Consider the following 20,302-nt stretch of genomic DNA (forward strand, 5'->3'; position numbering starts at 1 on the left):
TCTCTTAAACTGACATGCAGATATATTTCATTTCAAGGTATTCTTCGATACCAAATTTTGAGCCTTCGCGGCCTAATCCAGACGATTTAATGCCACCAAATGGCGCGACTTCGGTCGAGATTAATCCGGTGTTAACGCCCACCATACCGTATTCAAGTGCTTCTGCTACTTTGTAAACCAGCGAAATATCACGGCCATAAAAGTAAGCGGCTAAGCCAAATTCAGTGTCATTAGCTTGTTTAATCACATCATCTACTGAGTCGAATTTGAATAGCGGTGCTAATGGGCCAAAAGTCTCTTCTTTGGCAACTAACATCGATTTATCAACGTCACGTAAAATAGTAGGTTCAAAGAAAAAGCCACCTAAGCTATGTGTTTTACCGCCAGTGACGATACTTGCGCCTTTAGCAACCGCATCGGCTAAATGACGCTGTACTTTAGTCACTGCATCAGCATTGATTAACGGGCCGATATTCACCCCTGTATCCACGCCATTACCGACGCTTAATTTAGCCACTGCTGCAGCAAATTTTTGGGTGAATTGCTCATACACCCCTGCTTGGACATAAATACGGTTGGCACACACACAGGTTTGACCGGCATTACGGTATTTAGCAATCATTGCGCCATCAACTGCGGCATCAATATCGGCATCATTAAAAACGATAAACGGTGCATTACCACCTAGCTCCAATGACAGTTTTTTAAGTGTTGGAGCACATTGCTCCATTAACTTAATTCCTACCGCAGTTGAACCAGTAAAAGATAATTTACGCACAATAGGGCTTTCACATAAAGCATTACCAATCGCAATCGCATCACCAGTAATAACACTAAACACACCAGCAGGAATGCCCGCACGATGTGCAAGCTCAGCTAATGCTAATGCGGTAAATGGAGTTTGCGGCGCAGGTTTAACGACCATAGTACAACCGGCTGCTAGTGCAGGGCCCGCTTTACGGGTGATCATCGCAGCAGGGAAATTCCACGGGGTAATCGCCGCAGTCACACCAACAGGTTGTTTAATAACAGTCAGTCTTTTATCTGCTTGATGGCCAGGAATGGTATCACCATAAATACGCTTAGCTTCTTCAGCAAACCATTCGATAAACGAGGCGGCATAGGTTACTTCACCTCTTGATTCTGCCAGCGGTTTACCTTGCTCTGTCGTCATCATCAACGCTAGGTCTTCAGCATTTTCATGCATTAACTCAAACCAACGGCGTAACTTTTGGCTACGCTCTTTGGCAGTCAGCGCACGCCAAGCCGGTAAGGCATTATTGGCTGCAGTAATGGCTGCTTCGGTTTCTGTTTTGCCCATAACAGGCACATTACCGATAATTTCTTGGGTAGCAGGGTTAGCTATAGCAACCGTTTCGCCGCTGTTAGCACCCACCCATAGGCCATCGATATAACATTGTTCATGCAATAAGCTTGGATCATTTAAAATCACAATGCGCTCCTACTAAATTCTAATAAAACTCAGTTAATCATTGATTAATCAATCGTTAACAGCCAACTGATAATCAAAGGCTATATGCCAAACTTGTCACGTAACGTGTAATACCACGCACCTAAGGCACTAAATGGCACTCTAAGTGCGTGCCCGCCAGGAAATGGATAATGTGGTAATGCGGCAAAGGCATCAAAACGTGTGGCTTGGCCATTAAGCATTTCGGCAATTAACTTACCTGCTAAATGAGTATAGGTAACCCCATGACCGCTACAGCCTTGTGAGTAATAAATATTATCCCCAATACGGCCCACTTGCGGCAGACGCGATAACGTCATTAAAAAGTTACCAGTCCAAGCATAGTCAACTTTAATCCCCTTTAACTGCGGGAAAGTCTTTAATAGTTTAGGCATAATCAAGGCTTCAACGTTGGCCGGATCGCGCGCACCATAAACCACGCCGCCACCAAAAATAAGGCGTTTATCACCAGTAAGGCGGTAATAATCTAATAGGTAGTTACAGTCTTCAACGCAATAGTCTTGCGGTAATAGACTCGCAGCCATTTCATCTGACAATGGTTCAGTGGTAATCACTTGAGTACCACAAGGCATTGATTTAGCTTGTAGCTCTGGCAGCAATTTACCTAAATAAGCATTACCAGCCACCACCACAAATTTACACTTAACCTGGCCTTGAGCAGTGTGCACAACCGGTGACGCACCATCGTCCACTTTAATAACCGCAGAATCTTCAAAAATCAGTCCACCAAGTGATTCCACCGCACGGGCTTCACCTAATGCAAGGTTGAGAGGATGAATATGGCCACCGCTTTTATCGAGTAAACCACCGACATATAAATCGGTATTAACCACTTTGCGAATGCCATCCTGGTCGAGTAACTCTAATTGATTGTTATGACCATGAGCTTCCCATAATGATTTTTGACTCTGTAAATGGCCCATTTGCTTGGCGTTCATGGCGGCAAAAACACCACCATCTTTTAAGTCGCAATCAATGTTGTATTTGGCAATACGGTCACGAATAATCTGACCACCTTCGAACGCCATTTGACCAAAAAGTTTAGCTTGTTCTTTGCCGACAACGCCTTCGATAGAATCAATGTCACGACTAAAAGAATTGACAATTTGACCGCCGTTTCGACCAGATGCTCCCCAGCCAATTCTGGCCGCTTCAAGCACCACAACTTTCATGCCGCTTTCTAATAAATGTAACGCAGAAGACAACCCTGTATAGCCCGCGCCAATAACACAAACATCTGTTTCAATTGTAGATTCTAAGCGAGGACGTTCGACTTTATCATTAGCCGATGCAGCATAATATGAACTAGCATGAGGTGTGGCGGACATAGCGCTTCCTTTAAAGGTTCAAAACGTAATTCAACTCACTCATCCTACACTTATGCAAATTTAAAAACTAGCATTAATCGCGTAATTTTTGACACTTTGTCGAATATATTAAACACCCGTGTCAGCAGAATATAGCAAATAGATTACCGAAAATAAAAAGCCACACTGACATCAGCATGGCTTTTGCATTGTGTTTATTGAGTGTTGTTATTCCATCGCAATTTTAGCTTTTTTCTCTGCTCGGCGGGCAAAATACCAAGACAAGAAAGCCACTAAAGATACCGCTAAAATAATAATTGTCGCGAGTGCGTTAATCTTAGGTGAAACCCCTAAGCGAACTGACGAAAATACCACCATAGGCAAGGTTGTAGAACCAGGGCCAGAGGTAAAGCTGGCAATCACTAAATCATCTAACGACAAGCTAAATGATAACAACCAACCGGCAATGAGTGATGGCGCTATCATTGGTATGGTGATTAAAAAGAAGGTTTTTAATCGCGTTGCACCTAAGTCCATCGCGGCTTCTTCTATCGACAAATCCAGTTCACGCAGTCTTGACGACACTACCACCGCAACATAAGCAGCACAGAAAGTAGAGTGAGCAATCCATACCGTAAACATCCCGCGCTCAGTGGGCCAGCCAAAGGTTTCTGACATTTGTACAAATAACAGTAACAACGACAAACCAGTAATAACTTCTGGCATAACCAAAGGTGCGGTGATCATGTTAGACAAGGTTAACTTAGCCCATGAGCGTCTAAAACGAGTCATCACAAACGCTGCCATCGTTCCAATAATCACTGCCATGGTGGAGCTGTAAAAGGCAATACGTAAACTGGTCCAGACTGCATTTAATATCTGCTGGTCCTGAAATAGCTCGCCATACCATTTAGGCGAAAAACCTCCCCACACGGTAACCAGTTTTGAGTCATTAAATGAATAGATGACCAAAATAAGCATTGGCGCATATAAAAATATCAACCCAACCCACAACATCACTTTAGAGAAACTTAAGTTCTTCATACGTCGCTCTCCATGCTGCGTGACTGATAACGGTGGAACAAAGTAATTGGGATAATCAATAACGCTAGCATCACAATCGCTAATGATGAAGCTACTGGCCAGTCGCGGTTATTAAAGAACTCTTGCCACAACACCTTACCAATCATTAATGAGTCTGGACCACCAAGCAGTTCAGGAATAACAAACTCACCCACGGCAGGGATAAAGACCAACATAGAGCCAGCGATTACACCGCCCATTGATAATGGCAGAGTAATTTTCCAGAAAGTATTGATACTGCTAGAGCCTAAATCGGAAGCGGCTTCTAGTAAGCTTAAATCCAATTTAACTAGGGTGGCGTAAAGCGGCAAAATCATAAACGGCAAATAGGCGTAAATGATACCGATATATACTGCAAAATTAGTATTCAGCATTTGGATTGGTTCAGAAATAACCCCTAACCAAGTCAAGGCGTTATTAATTAAACCGTTGTTACTTAAAATACCCATCCATGCGTATACACGGATCAAAAATGAGGTCCACGACGGCAACATCACCAGTAACAGCAATACCGCCTGCATTTTTACGGGGGCGCGGGCAATGGCGTAAGCCATCGGAAAACCAAGCACCAAACAGCCAAGTGTAGCAACAAATGCCATTTTCAATGAGGTTAAGTACGCCATGTAATACATTGAATCTTGCAGTAACAACAAATAGTTACCCAGATTAACGAATATATTTAGCGCCTCATCAACATAATTAAACGTTGGCTCGTACGGTGGAATCGCAATCGCAGCAGTCGAAAAGCTCAGCTTTAATACAATGGCGAACGGTAAGGCAAAAAACAGTAACAACCATAGGTAAGGGATACCCATGGTGAGATGTCGGCCTTTGAATATTTTCAATGGATTCTTCATGAGTTTAATACAACCCCGCTGGTGTCTTCCCAACTGATGTAAACCTCGTCTTCCCACGTTGGGTGATCGGCGCGGCGTTCACGGTTAATCATTGAGCATTGAACAATTTGGTTGTTTTTTAACTTAATGTAATACACCGACAAACCACCAAGATAGGCAATGTCATGCACTACGCCGTGAGCCCAGTTATATTCACTTTCAGGCTTTTGGCGGGTAATAATGGTTTTTTCTGGTCGTAGGGCCAAGAATACATTTTTGTTTTCTAGACTGGTTGAAATACCGTGACCAATGTAAAACTGCTGCGATAAAGTCGGCGATTTAATAATCGCGTGGTCAACTTCATCTTCAATAATTTCACCTTCAAATAAATTAACCGTACCAATAAACTCTGCAACCATGCGACTCGCTGGCGACTCATAAATGTCCATTGGGCTGCCTGTTTGGGCAATCCAACCTTCATGCATAATCGAAATACGTCCGGCCATGGTCATGGCTTCTTCTTGGTCATGGGTTACCATCACGCAGGTAACACCTACGGCTTCTAAAATATCGACCACTTCTAACTGCATTTGAGTACGCAGCTTTTTATCTAATGCGCCCATTGGCTCATCAAGTAATAATAATTTAGGCCGCTTTGCTAACGAACGAGCTAAGGCGACACGCTGACGTTGACCACCTGATAACTGATGCGGTTTACGTTTACCGTATTTGTCCATGTGCACCAGTTTAAGCATTTCTTTAACCCGCACAGCAATATCAGCCTTCGGCATTTTGTCTTGTTTCAATCCAAAAGCGATATTCTGTTCAACCGTCATGTGCGGAAATAAAGCATACGATTGGAACATCATATTAATAGGGCGTTCGTACGGTGGCATATCAGTAATGTCGACACCATCAAGAAAAATACGCCCTTCTGTTGGCTTTTCAAAACCCGCGAGCATGCGTAACAAGGTTGATTTACCTGAACCTGAACCACCCAGTAGTGCAAATATTTCACCACGGTTAATGGTTAACGAGACGTCGTCTACTGCGCGCACATCATCGAAAAGTTTGCTGACACGCTCAATTTTGAGCAGCACTTTATCTTGCGTCTTTGTGGTTGGTTTATTAGTGACGCTCGAGGTGTTTACCATAATACTGCTCCGCCTTTTGGAGTATGCGTACCGCAACAGAACAGCCTGTTTTTGGGCACACGTAACAATCTGTTAAAGTGGCAAAATTAGCCAATAAATACATCAATACTGCTATAAAAACAGGGCGAGAGGGCTCGCCCTGAGTGCTAGTGAGTTAGGTTATTGACCTGACTTCACTTTGGTCCATGCACGCGTTACTACACGTTGAATTTTTAATGGACGAATATCACCAATGTACAACTTATCAATTACCGACTGTGGTGGGTAAATGGCTGGGTCGTTACGAATAGCTTCGTCAACTAAGGCTTGTGCTGGAGCGTTAGGGTTAGCGTAAGCAACATAGTTACTGATAGGTGCAATCACTTCAGGGCGAAGTAAATAGTTAATCAGTTTATGGGCGTTATCTACATTAGTGGCATCTTGTGGGATAGCTAACATATCAAACCATAAGTTGGCGCCTTCTTTTGGAATAGAATAGCCAATTTTATTGCCATTACCGGCTTCATCAGCACGTGCAGCAGCCTGGAATACGTCACCAGAGAAACCAAACGCGACACAGATATCACCGTTAGCTAAGTCAGAAATATAGCGTGATGAATGGAAGTAAGTAACGTAAGGACGCACTTTTTCCAGAACTTCGGCGGCTTTTTCATAATCAGCAGCATTTTTACTGTTTGGATCTAAGCCTAAGTAAATCAGAGCTTGAGGCAACATGTCGTCGGCGGAATCAAGCATCGAGAAACCACATGAACCAATCTTTTCAGCATACTTAGGGTTAAAGATAAGCTCTAAAGAATCAAATGGCGCATCTTCACCCAATACGGCTTTCACTTTTTCGATATTATATCCAATACCGTTAGTGCCCCATAAATACGGAATTGCGTGCTCATTGGCCGGATCAGCTTTTTGTAGCTGTTTCATTAAATCAGGCTTTAAGTTGGCATAATTAGTCAACTTAGCGCGATCGAGCTTTTGAAATGCCCCCGCTTTAACTTGCTTAGCTAAAAAGTGATTCGACGGAACAACAATGTCATAACCGCTATGGCCAGAAAGCAATTTCGCTTCAAGTACTTCATTACTGTCAAACACGTCATAAATGACATGAATCCCGGTTTCTTTCTCAAAATTGGCTAAGGTATCTTCGGCAATATAATCCGACCAGTTGTACATTTTAACCACTTCCTGAGCCTGAATAGCGGTGCTTGAAAACACACCCGCAGTAATTAAGGCCAATGTGGATAGTTTGTTTGATAGCTTCATACTTTCTCCCTGTTGGATAATGGTCAGAATGGTACTGACATTCGTTTTTTTCGCTAGGTCTTACCAGCGTGTAAAATCTTCTTTTTAATAAAAGAAATTATCCAATGCTACAACTTAACTATGCATCGGTATGGTTAACGCGACATTACTTGTTTCCTTCAGCGCGAATTTTATCAAAAACATTTCCGATTACTAGATCGTGGAAATGCAATTGGTTAAAAAATCACTATATTGCAATAATCATTCAGTAACGGGACGTCATCCCATGTTTTTTACGTGTTGATAAGTATCATTTAACGCCTGCGTTGCTTTCGCAACTAACTCGTCAATCTCAGCATGACTAATGGTCAATGGCGGTGAAATAATCATAGTGTCGCCAACAGAGCGCATCACCAAACCATGGGTGATACACGCATCGCGGCAATATGTTCCAACGCCGACGTTGGCATCAAACCGTTGTCGTAACGATTTATCTTTAACTAACTCGATGGCCGCAACTAAACCCACGCCGCGCACCTCACCCACTAATGGATGTTCGGCCAATTGTTGTAAGCGCGACTGTAAATACGGCGAGGTATCATTAGCCACACGTTCAACTAATTTTTCTTGTTCAATAATACGAATATTTTCTAATGCAGCAGCTGCGGCAACTGGATGACCGGAATAAGTAAAACCGTGGGTAAATTCACCGCAGTCTTGCTTAATAACCTCAGCCACTTTGTCTGACACAATCACCCCACCCATTGGCACATAACCCGATGTCATGCCTTTGGCGATGGTGATAAGGTCGGGCTGCAAATCAAAATACTCAGCCGCAAACCACTTTCCGGTGCGCCCAAAACCGCTGATCACTTCATCAAGAATAAATAAAATATCGTATTTGGCTAAAATTCTTTTTATTTCAGGCCAGTAAGTTGATGGAGGAATAATCACCCCACCTGCACCTTGAAAAGGTTCGGCAATAAAAGCAGCAACGTTGTCTTCGCCAAGCTCTATAATTTTGGCTTCAAGCGCTTGTGCAGTTTTCAAACCAAATTCTTCTGGGGATAAATCTTTACCTTCGGCATACCAATAAGGTTGCGCAATATGCACTACGCCAGGAATAGGTAAATCACCTTGTTCATGCATGCCCGACATACCACCTAAACTGGCACCCGCGACAGTAGAACCATGATAAGCATTAACCCGACTGATAATGGTTTTCTTGCTTGGTTTGCCTTTTAAATCCCAGTAACGTCGTACCATGCGTAAGTTGGTGTCGTTTGACTCAGAGCCAGACCCAGTAAAAAACACATTGTTCATGTGCGCAGGGGCAAGGGAAGCAATTTTTTGCGCTAATTCAATCGCTGGAGGATGAGAACATTGGAAAAAACTATTATAAAAAGGCAGTTTTTGCATTTGCTTGCTGACAGCATCCACAATTGACTGCCGACCATAGCCCACGTTGACACACCATAAGCCTGCCATGCCATCTAGCAGTTTATGACCCATTACATCCCACAGATACACTCCCTCAGCCCGTTCTATCACCCGAGTGCCCTTTACGGCTAACCCCTTTGAATCGGTAAATGGGTGAATAAAATGCTGTTTGTCTGCAGCTTGTAGACGCTCAAGCTTGTGCTGCTGGCTCATCGCATCTGTCGATAATGGGTTTGTCATACAGGTATCCTTTCAAACAGATAGCAAATCCGTTGGTATTTGCTATCTGTTGTTATCCACATACATTAATAATGTAGGCCAACGCGCCCAACCATCATTACACCGTTAGTAATAAGAACTCACGTTCCCACGAACTCACAACGCGTCTAAAGTTTTCAAGTTCAGCTTGTTTTACCGCCACAAAACCAGTGGTAAAAGATTGACCTAAATACTCAATACAAGCATCGCTGCTTTGCATCGCCACCAAGGCTTCTTCTAAGGTCAACGGTAAGCAGTTTTCGTTATTAGTACGGCTTTCGTTCGACTTACCTGTCACAGGTGTAGAAGGTTTTAAGTCGTCAACCATACCGATATAACCACATAACAAACTGGCCGCGATTGCGAGGTAACAGTTAGCGTCGGCACCCGGAATACGGTTTTCGATACGGCGATTTTGTGGTGATGATTCAGGAATACGCAAGCCACAAGTACGGTTTTCCACGCCCCATTCTAAGTTTACAGGTGCAGAAGTACCCGGTAAGAAGCGACGGAAAGAGTTAGCACTTGGCGCCATTAACGGTAACAATTCAGGAATGTACTGTTGTAAGCCAGCAATATAGCTGAGGAATAATTTACTTTGAGTGCCATCGTCTTTGGTGAAAATGTTTTTACCGGTTTTAATATCCAGTACGCTCTGGTGAATGTGCATCGCGCTGCCAGGCTCATCAGTAACGGGCTTAGCCATAAAGGTGGCACACACATCATGCTTTAATGCGGCTTCTTTCAATGTGCGTTTAAAAATGAACACCTGATCGGCTAATGACAATGCATTACCATGGCTGAAGTTAATCTCCATTTGTGCAGGACCATCTTCATGGATCAAGGTATCAATATCTAACCCTTGGATTTCACACCAGTCATACATGTCTTCAAACAGAGGATCGTATTCGTTAGCAGCATCTATAGAGAAAGACTGACGGCCAGCTTCAGGACGACCAGAGCGACCAATAGGTGGTTTAAGCGGTAAATCATGATCGTCAGAACGTTTAGTCAGATAAAATTCCATTTCTGGCGCAATAACGGGTTCCCAACCTTTATCTTCATAAAGCTTAAGTACTTTCTTCAACACATTACGCGGTGACAATTCAATTGGATTACCCATACGATCATAACAATCGTGAATAACTTGCGCGGTAGCTTCAACAGTCCATGGCAACATAAACACGGCATTTTCGTCTGGAACACAGACAAAATCGATATCGGCATCATCGAGAAGTTGATAATAAACCTCATCATCAATGAAATCTCCAGTGACTGTTTGCAATAGCACGCTCTCAGGTAAACGCATGCCTTTTTCTGATACAAACTTATCTACTGGAGCAATTTTGCCACGTGCTATACCAGTCATATCACTGATAACACATTCTACTTCGGTAATTTTTTTGTCTTTTAAAAAAGCGATTAACTTATCCATTTTTATCTCACTTGTGTTGCCGCATGTTGTCTACAGGCTTGTCCGAATGCTTCGAAAATTGCAGTGTAGAATGCATTTTCGGTTACTTTCCATTCTGGATGCCATTGGACTCCTAATGCAAAATTTTTAGCATTTTTAACAGAAAATGCTTCTACTAATCCGTCTGGAGCGAATGCTTCTGGCTGTAACCCCTCACCTAGACGCTCCACGCCTTGAGTATGAACAGAGTTAACCTCTGCTGTGTCACAGCCCCATGCATCGTGAAGGAGCCCGCCAGCAACCAGGTTAACTGGATGCGAAATACCATATTGCACATCTAATGGGGCTTTCTTATCTTCACGATGTTCAATATACGTGCCTACTTCGTGTAGTTTCTGGTACAAACTGCCACCGTACACTACGTTCATTTCTTGAAAACCACGGCAAATACCTAATACAGGGATCCCGGCATCAATTGCGGCTTTTATCAGCGGTAAAGTTATTGCGTCACGCTTAGGATCATGATGGGTTCCATGCTCACTAGCAGGACCTTGGTAATGATGAGGTTCAACATTCGATGGTGAACCCGTAAAAAGGATACCGTCGAGACGAGCAAGAATAGCTTCAATTGGCGCATCGACGCCAAGTGATGGGATAACTAAGGGGAATCCTTTAGCGCCATTAACCACACTCAATAAATATTTTTCACCCACTATGTTAAATGGATGAAGACCAATTTGCTGATTGCACGCTACTACCCCGATGAGGGGAAGACCTGACAGAGACATATCTCACCTTTAGCAAAGAATGTGATGAACTTATTGTTTTACGTGTTCATTTTTTCACACACTACACGGATTTTTTTAGCTAGGCAAGAGGATAACTGATGATAAAAACAACTTTTAATGAAAATAAATTAAAACACTTTAAAAACAAACTAGTAACTTTAAATTAACCGTAATACATAAAAATATATTCCGAGTTACTTTAATTAGATTTCACTAAAAAATGCGCCAAAATGGGGAGGCAATGCACAAAAAAAGGGAATTTATTGCTTAATATTCTTTACACAAACCAATAATCTCATGCTAGGAAGTTACACGACAACAACTAAAATAGAGCAAATGGTAATCTTTTTAGGGGGCGGGAATAGCAAGGTTGATTGATTACCTTGCCTTATTCCCTGAATAAAATCATTGGATATAAGCAGACATAAATGAGATGAGAAATGATTAAAAATCAGCTGGCGTAGTCGCGCTAGTGAGCTTGCAAGGTTCATCAAATGGATTACGAAATCGATGAGGTTGTTCACTATTAAAATAGTAACTGTCGCCTTTTTCGAGGATAAAAACCTCTTCGCCAACAGTAAGCTCAAGCTTGCCTTCTATAATGATGCCACCTTCCTCACCCTTATGTTGCAGCATTTCAGCGCCAGTATCAGCATTGACAGGATATGTTTCACTCATTACCGACATCGCACGGTTTGGGTAATCACGACCAATAAGCTTGTAGACTAATTCGCCAGTACCGATGTCCAGTAACTCATTACCTCGATAAACCACTTTTTGGTCACCGATAGAGCCATCATCAATAGAGAAAAAATCGACTAAGGACATCGGGATCCCTGCGAGTACCTTTTTAAGTGAACTCACTGATGGGCTAACACTATTTTTCTCAATCATTGAAATTGTACTGTTGGTAACCCCTGCACGCTTGGCTAACTCACGTTGAGATAATCCTTTCAATTTACGAACAGCTTTTAGGCTTGTACCAATATCCAAATTCGTTCTCCTAGTAAATGTTGACCAATATCCTGCTGTTAAAGTGTTGCAGATTATTAACACTTTACCAAAAATCTGTATCCATTAAGCATGATAACTTACTTAAATCAAAGCAATTGTATTTTACACCAAATAAGTGTTAAATAAAATGCACACCATAGATGGCTTACATTGCATCTAACTATTCATTTTAAAGTTATTATTACAATTATAATCAATAGCTTGGAGCTTTTATGTCGCATAAATCCCCAATTCATAGCCAACACTACCCAGACTCCTTTTATGTTGCGACCGCCAAAGAGCTTTATCAGCATCCCAAGCTAACCGAAAACATTACTGTCGATGTGTGTATTGTCGGCGGTGGATTTAGCGGGATTAATACCGCTATTGAACTCAGACAACGCGGTTACAGTGTTGCATTGCTCGAAGCTAAACGTATTGGCTGGGGCGCATCTGGCCGAAATGGTGGTGAACTTATCCGTGGGATCGGCCATGACGCGAGCCAATTTCGAAATGAAATTGGTGATGAAGGTGTAAAATCGATTCAACAAATGGGTTTTGAAGCGGTTGATATTGTCACCGAGCGCATTGCCGAGCACAAAATCGATTGCGACTTACACATGGGTTATTGTGATTTAGCCGTAAAGCCACGGCACATGGATGATTTAGCGGCAGAATTTCAAGATCTGCAAGACCAAGGTTATCAAAAATCAATCAAGCTGCTTGATCGTTCACAAATTGGTGAAGTTATCGGTTCAGACTTTTATCAAGGCGCCTTGGTCGATATGGGCAGCGGACATTTACACCCGCTTAACTTAGCCCTAGGCGAAGCGCGTGTCGCCCGCGAACTTGGCGCACAATTATTTGAATACAGCGCCGCAGAAAAAATCATTAAAGGCACTAAACCCAAAGTCATTACCGCTGAAGGCGAAGTAACTTGTGACTATCTAGTCATGGCCGGTAATGGTTATATCGGCAATAAATTAAGCCCTTTCCTTGGTGGGAAAGTGTTGCCAACAGGCACCTATTTATTAGCCACTGAGCCATTAACCGAGCAACAATGTGCCAGTATTATTCCGCAAAACATGGCATTTGCCGATATGCGCGTAGCGTTAGACTACTTCCATTTATCAGCAGACCGCCGTTTATTGTTTGGTGGTTTATGTACTTATTCTGGTAAAGACCCAAAAGACATTGAAGCCGAGTTAAGACCTAATCTTGAAAAAGTGTTCCCACAATTAAAAGGTATCAAAATTGATTATGAATGGGGCGGCATGATGGGTATCGGCGCCAACCGCATGCCGCAAATAGGCCGTTTACCTGATGCAGCCAACATCTACTTTGCTCAAGCCTATGCCGGACATGGGGTAAATGCTACGCATATGGCAGCAAGATTAATTGCTGAAGCCATTAGTCAGCAATCACAACGTATTGATGTGTTTAATGACATTAAACACATGACCTTCCCAGGCGGACCAATGTTGCGATCGCCATTGCTTGCAGCTGGAATGTTTTATCATAGGATGAAGGATTTGCTATAGGTTGTTGGATTTGCTGTGGGTTGGCAAAGGGGTCAACCTTTGTTCTTTTTATGGCCTACGGCCACTAACGCTTAAGATCGCAAGGTTCCACCCTGCACGGGCCAAATACGGCGTCATTCCGGCAATGCTTTTGAGCCGGAATCCAGGTGTTATGTTTGCTTTGTACTTTTGTACTTTTGTACTTTTGTACTTTATGGCCTGCGGCCACTAACGTCGTGGCGCTTCACCCACACCAGACCAAGAGGAAACCAACGGCTGTTCCCTCTTGGAACTCCCAGCCGCCCCGCAACATTTTCAAACAGCGAAAAGGTCGCCATGGGGATTGATCCAGCTTTGGACTTCATTTGTAGCATGCCTCGGCCTTATTCGAAAATGCTAACGCTTCCAATGGGGCGTCCCTTCCCCTCGAAAGCTAGCCAGACATCCATGTCTGGACTCACGACATTTTCTTCAACGGCCTCAAGTTCAGAGTTGAATTTGAGCATTTGAAAGCTAAGAACAACTCGTTTTTGGACATAAACGTTTTAGAAAAGCCAGTGTTTCAATTTACTTTTTATAAAAGTTTACCCTAACCCCACTAAATTTTTCAGGCTACCCAGTTATATGGCAACACTTACTATTAGCGCTAAGCACACAATCATATTTTTATAGCTCTGCAACGCTATCGTAAGCCCACCAGCAACTTCCACTACCTGCCCCCATTTTTCTTTCTTCTGTCAAATCAATTTCAAATGTTCCATCACAGGCAAGCCCGTAATCAAGCGCACCTTTTAAATCAGACCATTGAGATTGAAGGACAGGATCTTTTACCCATTCTGGAGGTTCGGGATATGTCATTATATATTTGTACTTAACTATTTCTTGTAGAGAATGATTGCCTCTAGCATTACTTGCAATTATTTTTAGTTCGACTAGGTTTACCTTTCCTTTACCTAAGTAGATACACCCCTTATTTTTATCAATAATATGGTTATAATTAGAGCTAAGTTGATAAACGGTACCATTAAATAATTTTCCTCGGTTCTTTTTATTTCCTTCAATTCCATTTTGTAAATGAGACGTCAATAAACCCGCACCAACCAGACGCTCTAAGTAAGGCTTTGTTTTTATTTCAATATCATCCAATTTAGAACGTTTCATATTATCAAATATTGCTACGCTATAATTGTATTGACTACTTGATTTAAGTTCCTTATCAACCCTAACTCCATTAGAACTTTGTCCTGGTAAACTGATACAACTCCAATATTTATTTCTATGCTCTTCAATTTCAAATGCATCAAGCATGCTTTCTTTTTTTGTGATTGACGCATTGGTATTAAAATAATTGCTCGATTTGGTCCTCCCTGACTTAGCCATTCGTTTTACAGAAGACGGTGACAGATATTCAGCCCACTGACCATTGACTTTATTCATTGAAATTATTCGCTCATACCCTTTAACTAATTTATCAACAAGAGGGAAAGCCTGTCGTACATCTTGATGATTTGCCCAATCAGGTAACTTTTGTTCTCTAGCAATCCCGACTATAGTAGTTACTTTATAAAGAGTTTCTTTACTGTCGCGGCTAATCGGTACTTGGATTTTTTTTACCTTGGTTACGGAAAGGTGTTTCGCTTTACCAAGGTAAAAACAATCCCTACCAACCGACTCCTTCCAACCTTTCACAGTAAGGCGATACCTATTAAATTTTTGTTTTATGGAATCAATATCTATATAGACTGTTTTTTTTGAGAGAAGCTTTACTGTGACTAAGGCGTTTAGTTCTTTAATACCAATGGCTTCTTTACTTGAAATCTTTCCCTTTGTGGGTACATCGATTACCCACTTGAATGCCCTTTTGGATTTTTGACGTTCACCTTTGTGAAGGTTATGATTAATACGAATACATTGATCTTCACTAACAAAGTTCGATATAGAACTTTCATAAGTAAAATGGGGCTTTAAGTTTTCATCTTTTTTTATAGCAGCAAAAATATCATTTTTCTGACTATCAAATTCCATGTCTGATGAGCCAAATGCATATATATTACTAAATAACACCAATACAATTGTGACAAAAAAAGCTTGTAAAACATCCATATTATTTTCCCTAAAAGTAACGGTTCTAATCAATCGTCAAAATCTAAGACATTTAACTTTGTCATATAACGTTTTAGCATTTATACATTGTGTAGTGGCATAGTTATTTTGGCCACCTAAATAGAGGTGATATTATTACCTCGTACATGACTTTAGGTGAACACATGAGATCGATAACCAGAAAAACATTTAGTGCTGAATTCAAACTTGAAGCAGCCCAATTAGTCCTCGATAAAAACCATAGCATCATCGAAGCAGCAAAGGCGATGAACGTGGGTAAATCAACCATGGATAAATGGGTGAGACAGTTAAAACTAGAACGCCAGGGTGGCACGCCAAAAGCCTCTCCCATTACCCCTGAACAAATTGAAATCCGTGAACTGAAGAAACAGGTAGCCCGTCTTGAGGAGCATAATCTTATTCTAAAAAAGGCTACCGCTCTCTTGATGTCAGACTCGATGAACAATTTACGCTGATCAGCGCACTCAAGCAGAGCCACTCTATTCTCACAATTTGTAATGCATTCAAAGTGCATCGAAGTAGCTATAAATATTGGCTAAAAAGAAAAGAACATATCGATGCTGACTTTACTATTTTATGCAGTGAAGTGAAGGCCGCGCATCGTATTAGTAATGGCTCTGCCGGTGCTAGAACGATAGCGCAATTAGTGACTAACAAAGGGATTAATCTCAGTCGTTATCGAGCCCGTAATCTAATGAGAAAGCTTGGATTATTAAGCTGTCAGCAGCCTAAGCATTCTTATAGGAAAGCTGCACAAGAGCATGTAGCGATCCCAAACACGCTTAATCGACAGTTTGCAGTAACTCAACCAGATCAAGTGTGGTGTGGCGATGTGACGTATGTTTGGGTCGGTAATCGTTGGGCATATTTAGCCGTTGTTTTAGACTTATTTTCCCGCAAACCTGTTGGGTGGGCTTTGTCATTATCGCCTGACAGCGAGCTGACCTCTAAAGCCTTGAAAATGGCATTTGAGTTAAGGGGGAAACCTGAGAATGTGATATATCACAGCGACCAAGGTTCACATTACACAAGCTTGAAATTCAGACAGTTATTATGGCGTCTTCAGATTGAGCAAAGCATGAGTCGTCGCGGGAATTGTTGGGATAACGCACCAATGGAGCGTTTCTTTAGAAGTTTGAAATCTGAATGGGTACCCGCAAGTGGCTATGGGAATTTTACAGAAGCAGACAAAGCGATCACAAATTACATCACTGGATATTACAGTGAAACTAGACCCCATCAATATAATGGTGGGTTAACTCCAAATGAGTCAGAACGTTTATATTGGAATGACTCTAAAACCGTGGCCAATATTACTTGACCACTACAGTGCGTTATTTGCATGGCTTAAATCACTTGTTGAACTTGGCCTATGCCGAATCCAGATTAATTAGTACACTTTATGCTATAGGAATTTGATTTTTTTGATGCTGAATCTGGGCTGTAGAGCAGTTTTGAACTGATTAATTGGCTTGAATTGTACATATTCATTGAAATTCCTTTATCGTTTGGTGTTCCATCACATTTTTTTAGTCTAGCTGATCCAATGAGAAAATATACTCGATTGAGTCCTGATTTATTTGCTTGTTAATAGCTGACGTTAATCTGAACGTAAACATGAGAACACGTTGAGACTTTTGCTCTGGTGTGGGCGAAGCGCCAAGACGTTAGTGGCCGGAGGCCATCGCTTAAAAGACAAGCTAACTTAATTACAATTGCTGTAACCTTTGTGCATGCTGCAGCAGTAAAGTGTCTAATACTTCAGGGCTTAAGCTAAATATTTGTACAATTTCTTCGCCGGTTTTAGAAACTGTTGCTTGCTTGTCTTCAAAAGTGATATGTAAACCTAACGCCTTTAACGTTTGCTGGTCATAACTATATAATGGCGTGTTTCGTTTACCTTTTAAGCCTGGCATCATCCCCAATACCGTGACAGCTTGATTAACCTTAACCATGTCAAAAAAGACGCGCTCGGCCTCTGCCCACGCCATAATATATTCAACCATACTTTTTTTGTACTTATGGAAGTCTTCCGAACCGTATAAGAGTGGTTGTAACACCCCACCATGCCAACCTAACAGGGCATCTTGTTTTATAGTCACTTCATCACTGGCGGTTACAACATAATTAGCACACGATGATGCACAGACTTTATCAACTGTAACCTTTAATTTGTGCTGATATACCAACTCACCTAATCGTATGCCAGCAAGTACATCTCCCCCACCACTGTTAATAACCAATGAGGTTATTTGAGTTGGACTATTTGCTATGCCTTGTTCAAAAGCGGCAACATTATCTGGATCAATTTCACCGCTATAATTAATGACAGAGGGCAATAAGGGGTCGATAACAAGACTAAAAGAGGGTTGTTTACTTGCGCAACCAGTTAAGGTTAGCAGCATGGCTAGCAGTAGATAATACATTCATATTCCATCATGATGTTGAGTTCGCAAAAAATTAGCATAACAAGCTCATTATTCACAAGTAAATAATTTCAATTCCTCGATGATATTGATTAATCAGACTCTAACTGAACATTATCGCCAGAGACTTCTCATTGCAGGTTGTTGGACTATATAGCTTTACGATTATTTTGCTACTTTAACCATCCGGTTTCAGTTTGATTGAGGACGTTGAGGACTCTTTATAAAAGAATTCGTGAGCCTGACATGGCCTTTCTCGCACATCTGACCTATATGGATATTGGAAATGTCATAATGATGTAGGGAACATCATTGACCATGCCATCACGACATTTGTGAATCCATTCACATCAGACTCCCTATGTGAAGCGTTAGCATTTTCATTCTTTATCATAAAGAGTTGGCCGAAGAACACTCAGACGAAGTTAAAAGCTGGGAATTTAATTGGGTCCGCATAAACTTTTATAAAAAGATAAGTTTTAAGCCACTTTTGTGTCCGAAACGAATTAGTCATGCCCAAATTCAACTCTGAACTTGAGGCCGTTGAAGACTCTTTATAAAAGAATGCGTGAGCCTGACAGGACGTCAGGCTAGCTTTCGGTGGCCATGGATGTCCTATCGGAAGCGATAGCATTTTCGAATAAGACCGAGGCTGTCTATAAGAGAGGTCAAAAGCTGGATTAATCCCCATGGCGACCTTTTCGCTGTTTGAAAATGTTGCGGGGCGGCTGGGCCAATTCTTTTATAAAGAGTAAAGAGGGAACAGCCGTTGGTTTCCTCTTGGTCTGGTGTGGGTGAAGCGCCACGACGTTAGTGGCCGTAGGCCATAATCTAATAGCCCGTGCAGGGTGTAACCTTGCGATTTTAAGCGTTAGTGGCCACAGGCCATAAAAAATTAACCCTATTATTCAATAGGAAGCGCTGCATCTCCGCCCCAAACTGCCCAAGAACCATCATATAAAGCCGCTTGATGGTGCCCTGCTACATACGAAGCCAGAATCAAAATACAGGCGGTAATTCCTGAACCGCAGCTAAACACCCGTTGGGCATTATTACTGGTATCTAAGCTAGCGAAAATTGTATGCAATTCACGGATAGATTTCATTTTAAAACCGTTTAATACTTGTGCAAAAGGCAAGTTGAGTGAACCAGGAATATGACCGCCGCGCATGCCAACACGAGGTTCAGGGGTAGTGCCATTAAACCGCCCAGCTGCTCGCGCATCAATAATATCAACTTTGGCATGGCCAAGATGGGTTAACACAAACTCAGTGTCGCACACCTTGTATTGCTGTAGGCGGCCTTTGATATCACCTGAGTCTGTTGCTGTCGCAAATTGACGTACTGTGTCTCGCCCTTCACTGCGCCACAGTGGTAAACCGCCATCGAGTACAAATACTTTATCAAACCCCATTGCTTTAAAGGTCCACCACGCACGCGGTGCAGAATAAATGCCTTGATCATCGTAAATAACTACGGTGCTGTTATGGCTTACGCCTAATGATTTAGCTGCAACAGTAAATTGATCTTCCGTGGGCATAGCGTGAGTTTGTGGAGATTGATGATTGAAGAAAAGTTTATCTATTTGGCACGATAATGCACCAGGAATAACGTAAAGCTCATCATAAACAAGTGGCTCTTTTCCCAGCACAATTTCTATGCTGGCATCTAGTAATACAAGATCTGGGTCTTCTAAGTGTTGCGCTAACCAATCGGTGGTCACTAAAGGAAAATTCACATTAAACCTCTCTTACAATTGATGGCAAATATTGATGGAAAATATTGATGCTAACTCACACGAATACTCTCATGATGATTGTCTATATAACGCTGAGTTAACCCACTTAAATAACTGAATAAAATTATACCTACAGCATCGGCAACTAAATCGATGATGTCTAATGTTCTTGATGGGATAAAACCCTGGCTGATTTCTTCACTCAGGACGAATATCGACACTAACACAGTGCCGTAATAAAGCGGAAGACGCCCGATACAAAAATGACGACTCTGCAGCGCTAAATTGGCCACAAAAGTTAATAACCCGAATAACAACATGTGACAAATCTTGTCACCATAGGGAACATGTTTTATTACATCGAAAAACACACTTTGACTGCCAGTATTGGCGAGGTAAATAATCCACAAAATAAAACCAAAAAAGCCACCAGCAGCAATAATAGCTAAACGAGAGAAGGTCTTATGGGTCATCTGTATTCATCCGTGTA

General features: G+C 41.9%; 16 protein-coding genes. 2 read left to right on the forward strand and 14 right to left on the reverse strand.

All coding sequences use genetic code 11. The annotated features are described in order from the left end of the window. Nucleotides 1-4 precede the first annotated feature (4 nt). The 10 genes from gabD to SFRI_RS15570 form a co-directional block, all read right to left on the reverse strand. Nucleotides 5-1,453: an NADP-dependent succinate-semialdehyde dehydrogenase gene (gene gabD / locus SFRI_RS15525; protein ID WP_011638450.1), complete on the reverse strand. Its 1,449-nt coding sequence runs from the start codon at nucleotides 1,451-1,453 to the stop codon at nucleotides 5-7. Between the two features lie 80 nt (nucleotides 1,454-1,533). Then, a complete protein-coding gene (locus SFRI_RS15530; protein ID WP_011638451.1) occupies nucleotides 1,534-2,820 on the reverse strand; it encodes an NAD(P)/FAD-dependent oxidoreductase in 1,287 nt (428 codons plus the stop codon). A gap of 207 nt (nucleotides 2,821-3,027) precedes the next feature. Continuing rightward, on the reverse strand, nucleotides 3,028-3,843 hold the full coding sequence (locus tag SFRI_RS15535; protein WP_011638452.1) for an ABC transporter permease subunit: 816 nt from the start codon (nucleotides 3,841-3,843) through the stop codon (nucleotides 3,028-3,030). After that, nucleotides 3,840-4,739 carry an ABC transporter permease subunit gene (locus tag SFRI_RS15540; protein WP_011638453.1) on the reverse strand — a complete coding sequence of 300 codons (900 nt, stop codon included), beginning with the start codon at nucleotides 4,737-4,739 and terminating at the stop codon, nucleotides 3,840-3,842. The genes SFRI_RS15535 and SFRI_RS15540 overlap by 4 nt, the downstream gene beginning before the upstream one ends. After that, entirely contained in the window at nucleotides 4,736-5,872 is a 1,137-nt protein-coding gene (potA, locus tag SFRI_RS15545; protein WP_011638454.1) for a polyamine ABC transporter ATP-binding protein, read from the reverse strand. Before potA ends, SFRI_RS15540 begins: the two co-directional genes overlap by 4 nt. A gap of 159 nt (nucleotides 5,873-6,031) precedes the next feature. Further along, nucleotides 6,032-7,132: a polyamine ABC transporter substrate-binding protein gene (locus SFRI_RS15550; RefSeq protein WP_011638455.1), complete on the reverse strand. Its 1,101-nt coding sequence runs from the start codon at nucleotides 7,130-7,132 to the stop codon at nucleotides 6,032-6,034. A gap of 258 nt (nucleotides 7,133-7,390) precedes the next feature. Continuing rightward, nucleotides 7,391-8,791, reverse strand: a complete 1,401-nt coding sequence (locus SFRI_RS15555) for an aspartate aminotransferase family protein (protein WP_011638456.1) — start codon at nucleotides 8,789-8,791, stop codon at nucleotides 7,391-7,393. A gap of 97 nt (nucleotides 8,792-8,888) precedes the next feature. Further along, complete coding sequence (locus SFRI_RS15560; protein ID WP_011638457.1) at nucleotides 8,889-10,244, reverse strand: glutamine synthetase family protein; 1,356 nt, start codon at nucleotides 10,242-10,244, stop codon at nucleotides 8,889-8,891. A gap of 2 nt (nucleotides 10,245-10,246) precedes the next feature. Then, the gene (locus SFRI_RS15565; protein WP_011638458.1) at nucleotides 10,247-11,011 is read right to left on the reverse strand and encodes a gamma-glutamyl-gamma-aminobutyrate hydrolase family protein; all 765 of its coding nucleotides are present in this window, start codon (nucleotides 11,009-11,011) and stop codon (nucleotides 10,247-10,249) included. Between the two features lie 444 nt (nucleotides 11,012-11,455). Then, on the reverse strand, nucleotides 11,456-12,004 hold the full coding sequence (locus tag SFRI_RS15570; RefSeq protein ID WP_011638459.1) for a cupin domain-containing protein: 549 nt from the start codon (nucleotides 12,002-12,004) through the stop codon (nucleotides 11,456-11,458). A gap of 233 nt (nucleotides 12,005-12,237) precedes the next feature. On the opposite strand from SFRI_RS15570, the gene SFRI_RS15575 reads away from it, so the two are divergent. Then, a complete protein-coding gene (locus SFRI_RS15575; RefSeq protein ID WP_011638460.1) occupies nucleotides 12,238-13,545 on the forward strand; it encodes an NAD(P)/FAD-dependent oxidoreductase in 1,308 nt (435 codons plus the stop codon). A gap of 645 nt (nucleotides 13,546-14,190) precedes the next feature. Here SFRI_RS15575 and SFRI_RS15580 read toward each other — a convergent pair. Next, on the reverse strand, nucleotides 14,191-15,627 hold the full coding sequence (locus tag SFRI_RS15580) for a hypothetical protein (protein WP_011638461.1): 1,437 nt from the start codon (nucleotides 15,625-15,627) through the stop codon (nucleotides 14,191-14,193). A gap of 164 nt (nucleotides 15,628-15,791) precedes the next feature. On the opposite strand from SFRI_RS15580, the gene SFRI_RS15590 reads away from it, so the two are divergent. Then, nucleotides 15,792-16,969 (forward strand): IS3-like element ISShfr6 family transposase gene (locus SFRI_RS15590; RefSeq protein ID WP_086019740.1). Its coding sequence is split into 2 segments (ribosomal slippage): nucleotides 15,792-16,050 and nucleotides 16,050-16,969, totalling 1,179 coding nucleotides; the frame shifts between segments, so codons are not numbered across the junction. A 388-nt stretch (nucleotides 16,970-17,357) separates the two neighbouring features. Here SFRI_RS15590 and SFRI_RS21065 read toward each other — a convergent pair. The 3 genes from SFRI_RS21065 to SFRI_RS15605 all read right to left on the reverse strand — a co-directional run bounded on the left by SFRI_RS21065 (nucleotide 17,358) and on the right by SFRI_RS15605 (nucleotide 20,285). Continuing rightward, nucleotides 17,358-18,074 (reverse strand): hypothetical protein, encoded by a 717-nt coding sequence (locus SFRI_RS21065; RefSeq protein WP_011638462.1) that lies wholly within the window; start codon nucleotides 18,072-18,074, stop codon nucleotides 17,358-17,360. Nucleotides 18,075-18,978: 904 nt separating this feature from the next. Further along, nucleotides 18,979-19,812, reverse strand: a complete 834-nt coding sequence (locus SFRI_RS15600; protein ID WP_011638463.1) for a sulfurtransferase — start codon at nucleotides 19,810-19,812, stop codon at nucleotides 18,979-18,981. A 50-nt stretch (nucleotides 19,813-19,862) separates the two neighbouring features. Then, nucleotides 19,863-20,285 (reverse strand): VanZ family protein, encoded by a 423-nt coding sequence (locus SFRI_RS15605; protein WP_011638464.1) that lies wholly within the window; start codon nucleotides 20,283-20,285, stop codon nucleotides 19,863-19,865. Nucleotides 20,286-20,302 lie beyond the last annotated feature (17 nt).

The sequence above is a fragment of the Shewanella frigidimarina NCIMB 400 genome, from assembly GCF_000014705.1.
Lineage (GTDB): Bacteria > Pseudomonadota > Gammaproteobacteria > Enterobacterales > Shewanellaceae > Shewanella > Shewanella frigidimarina.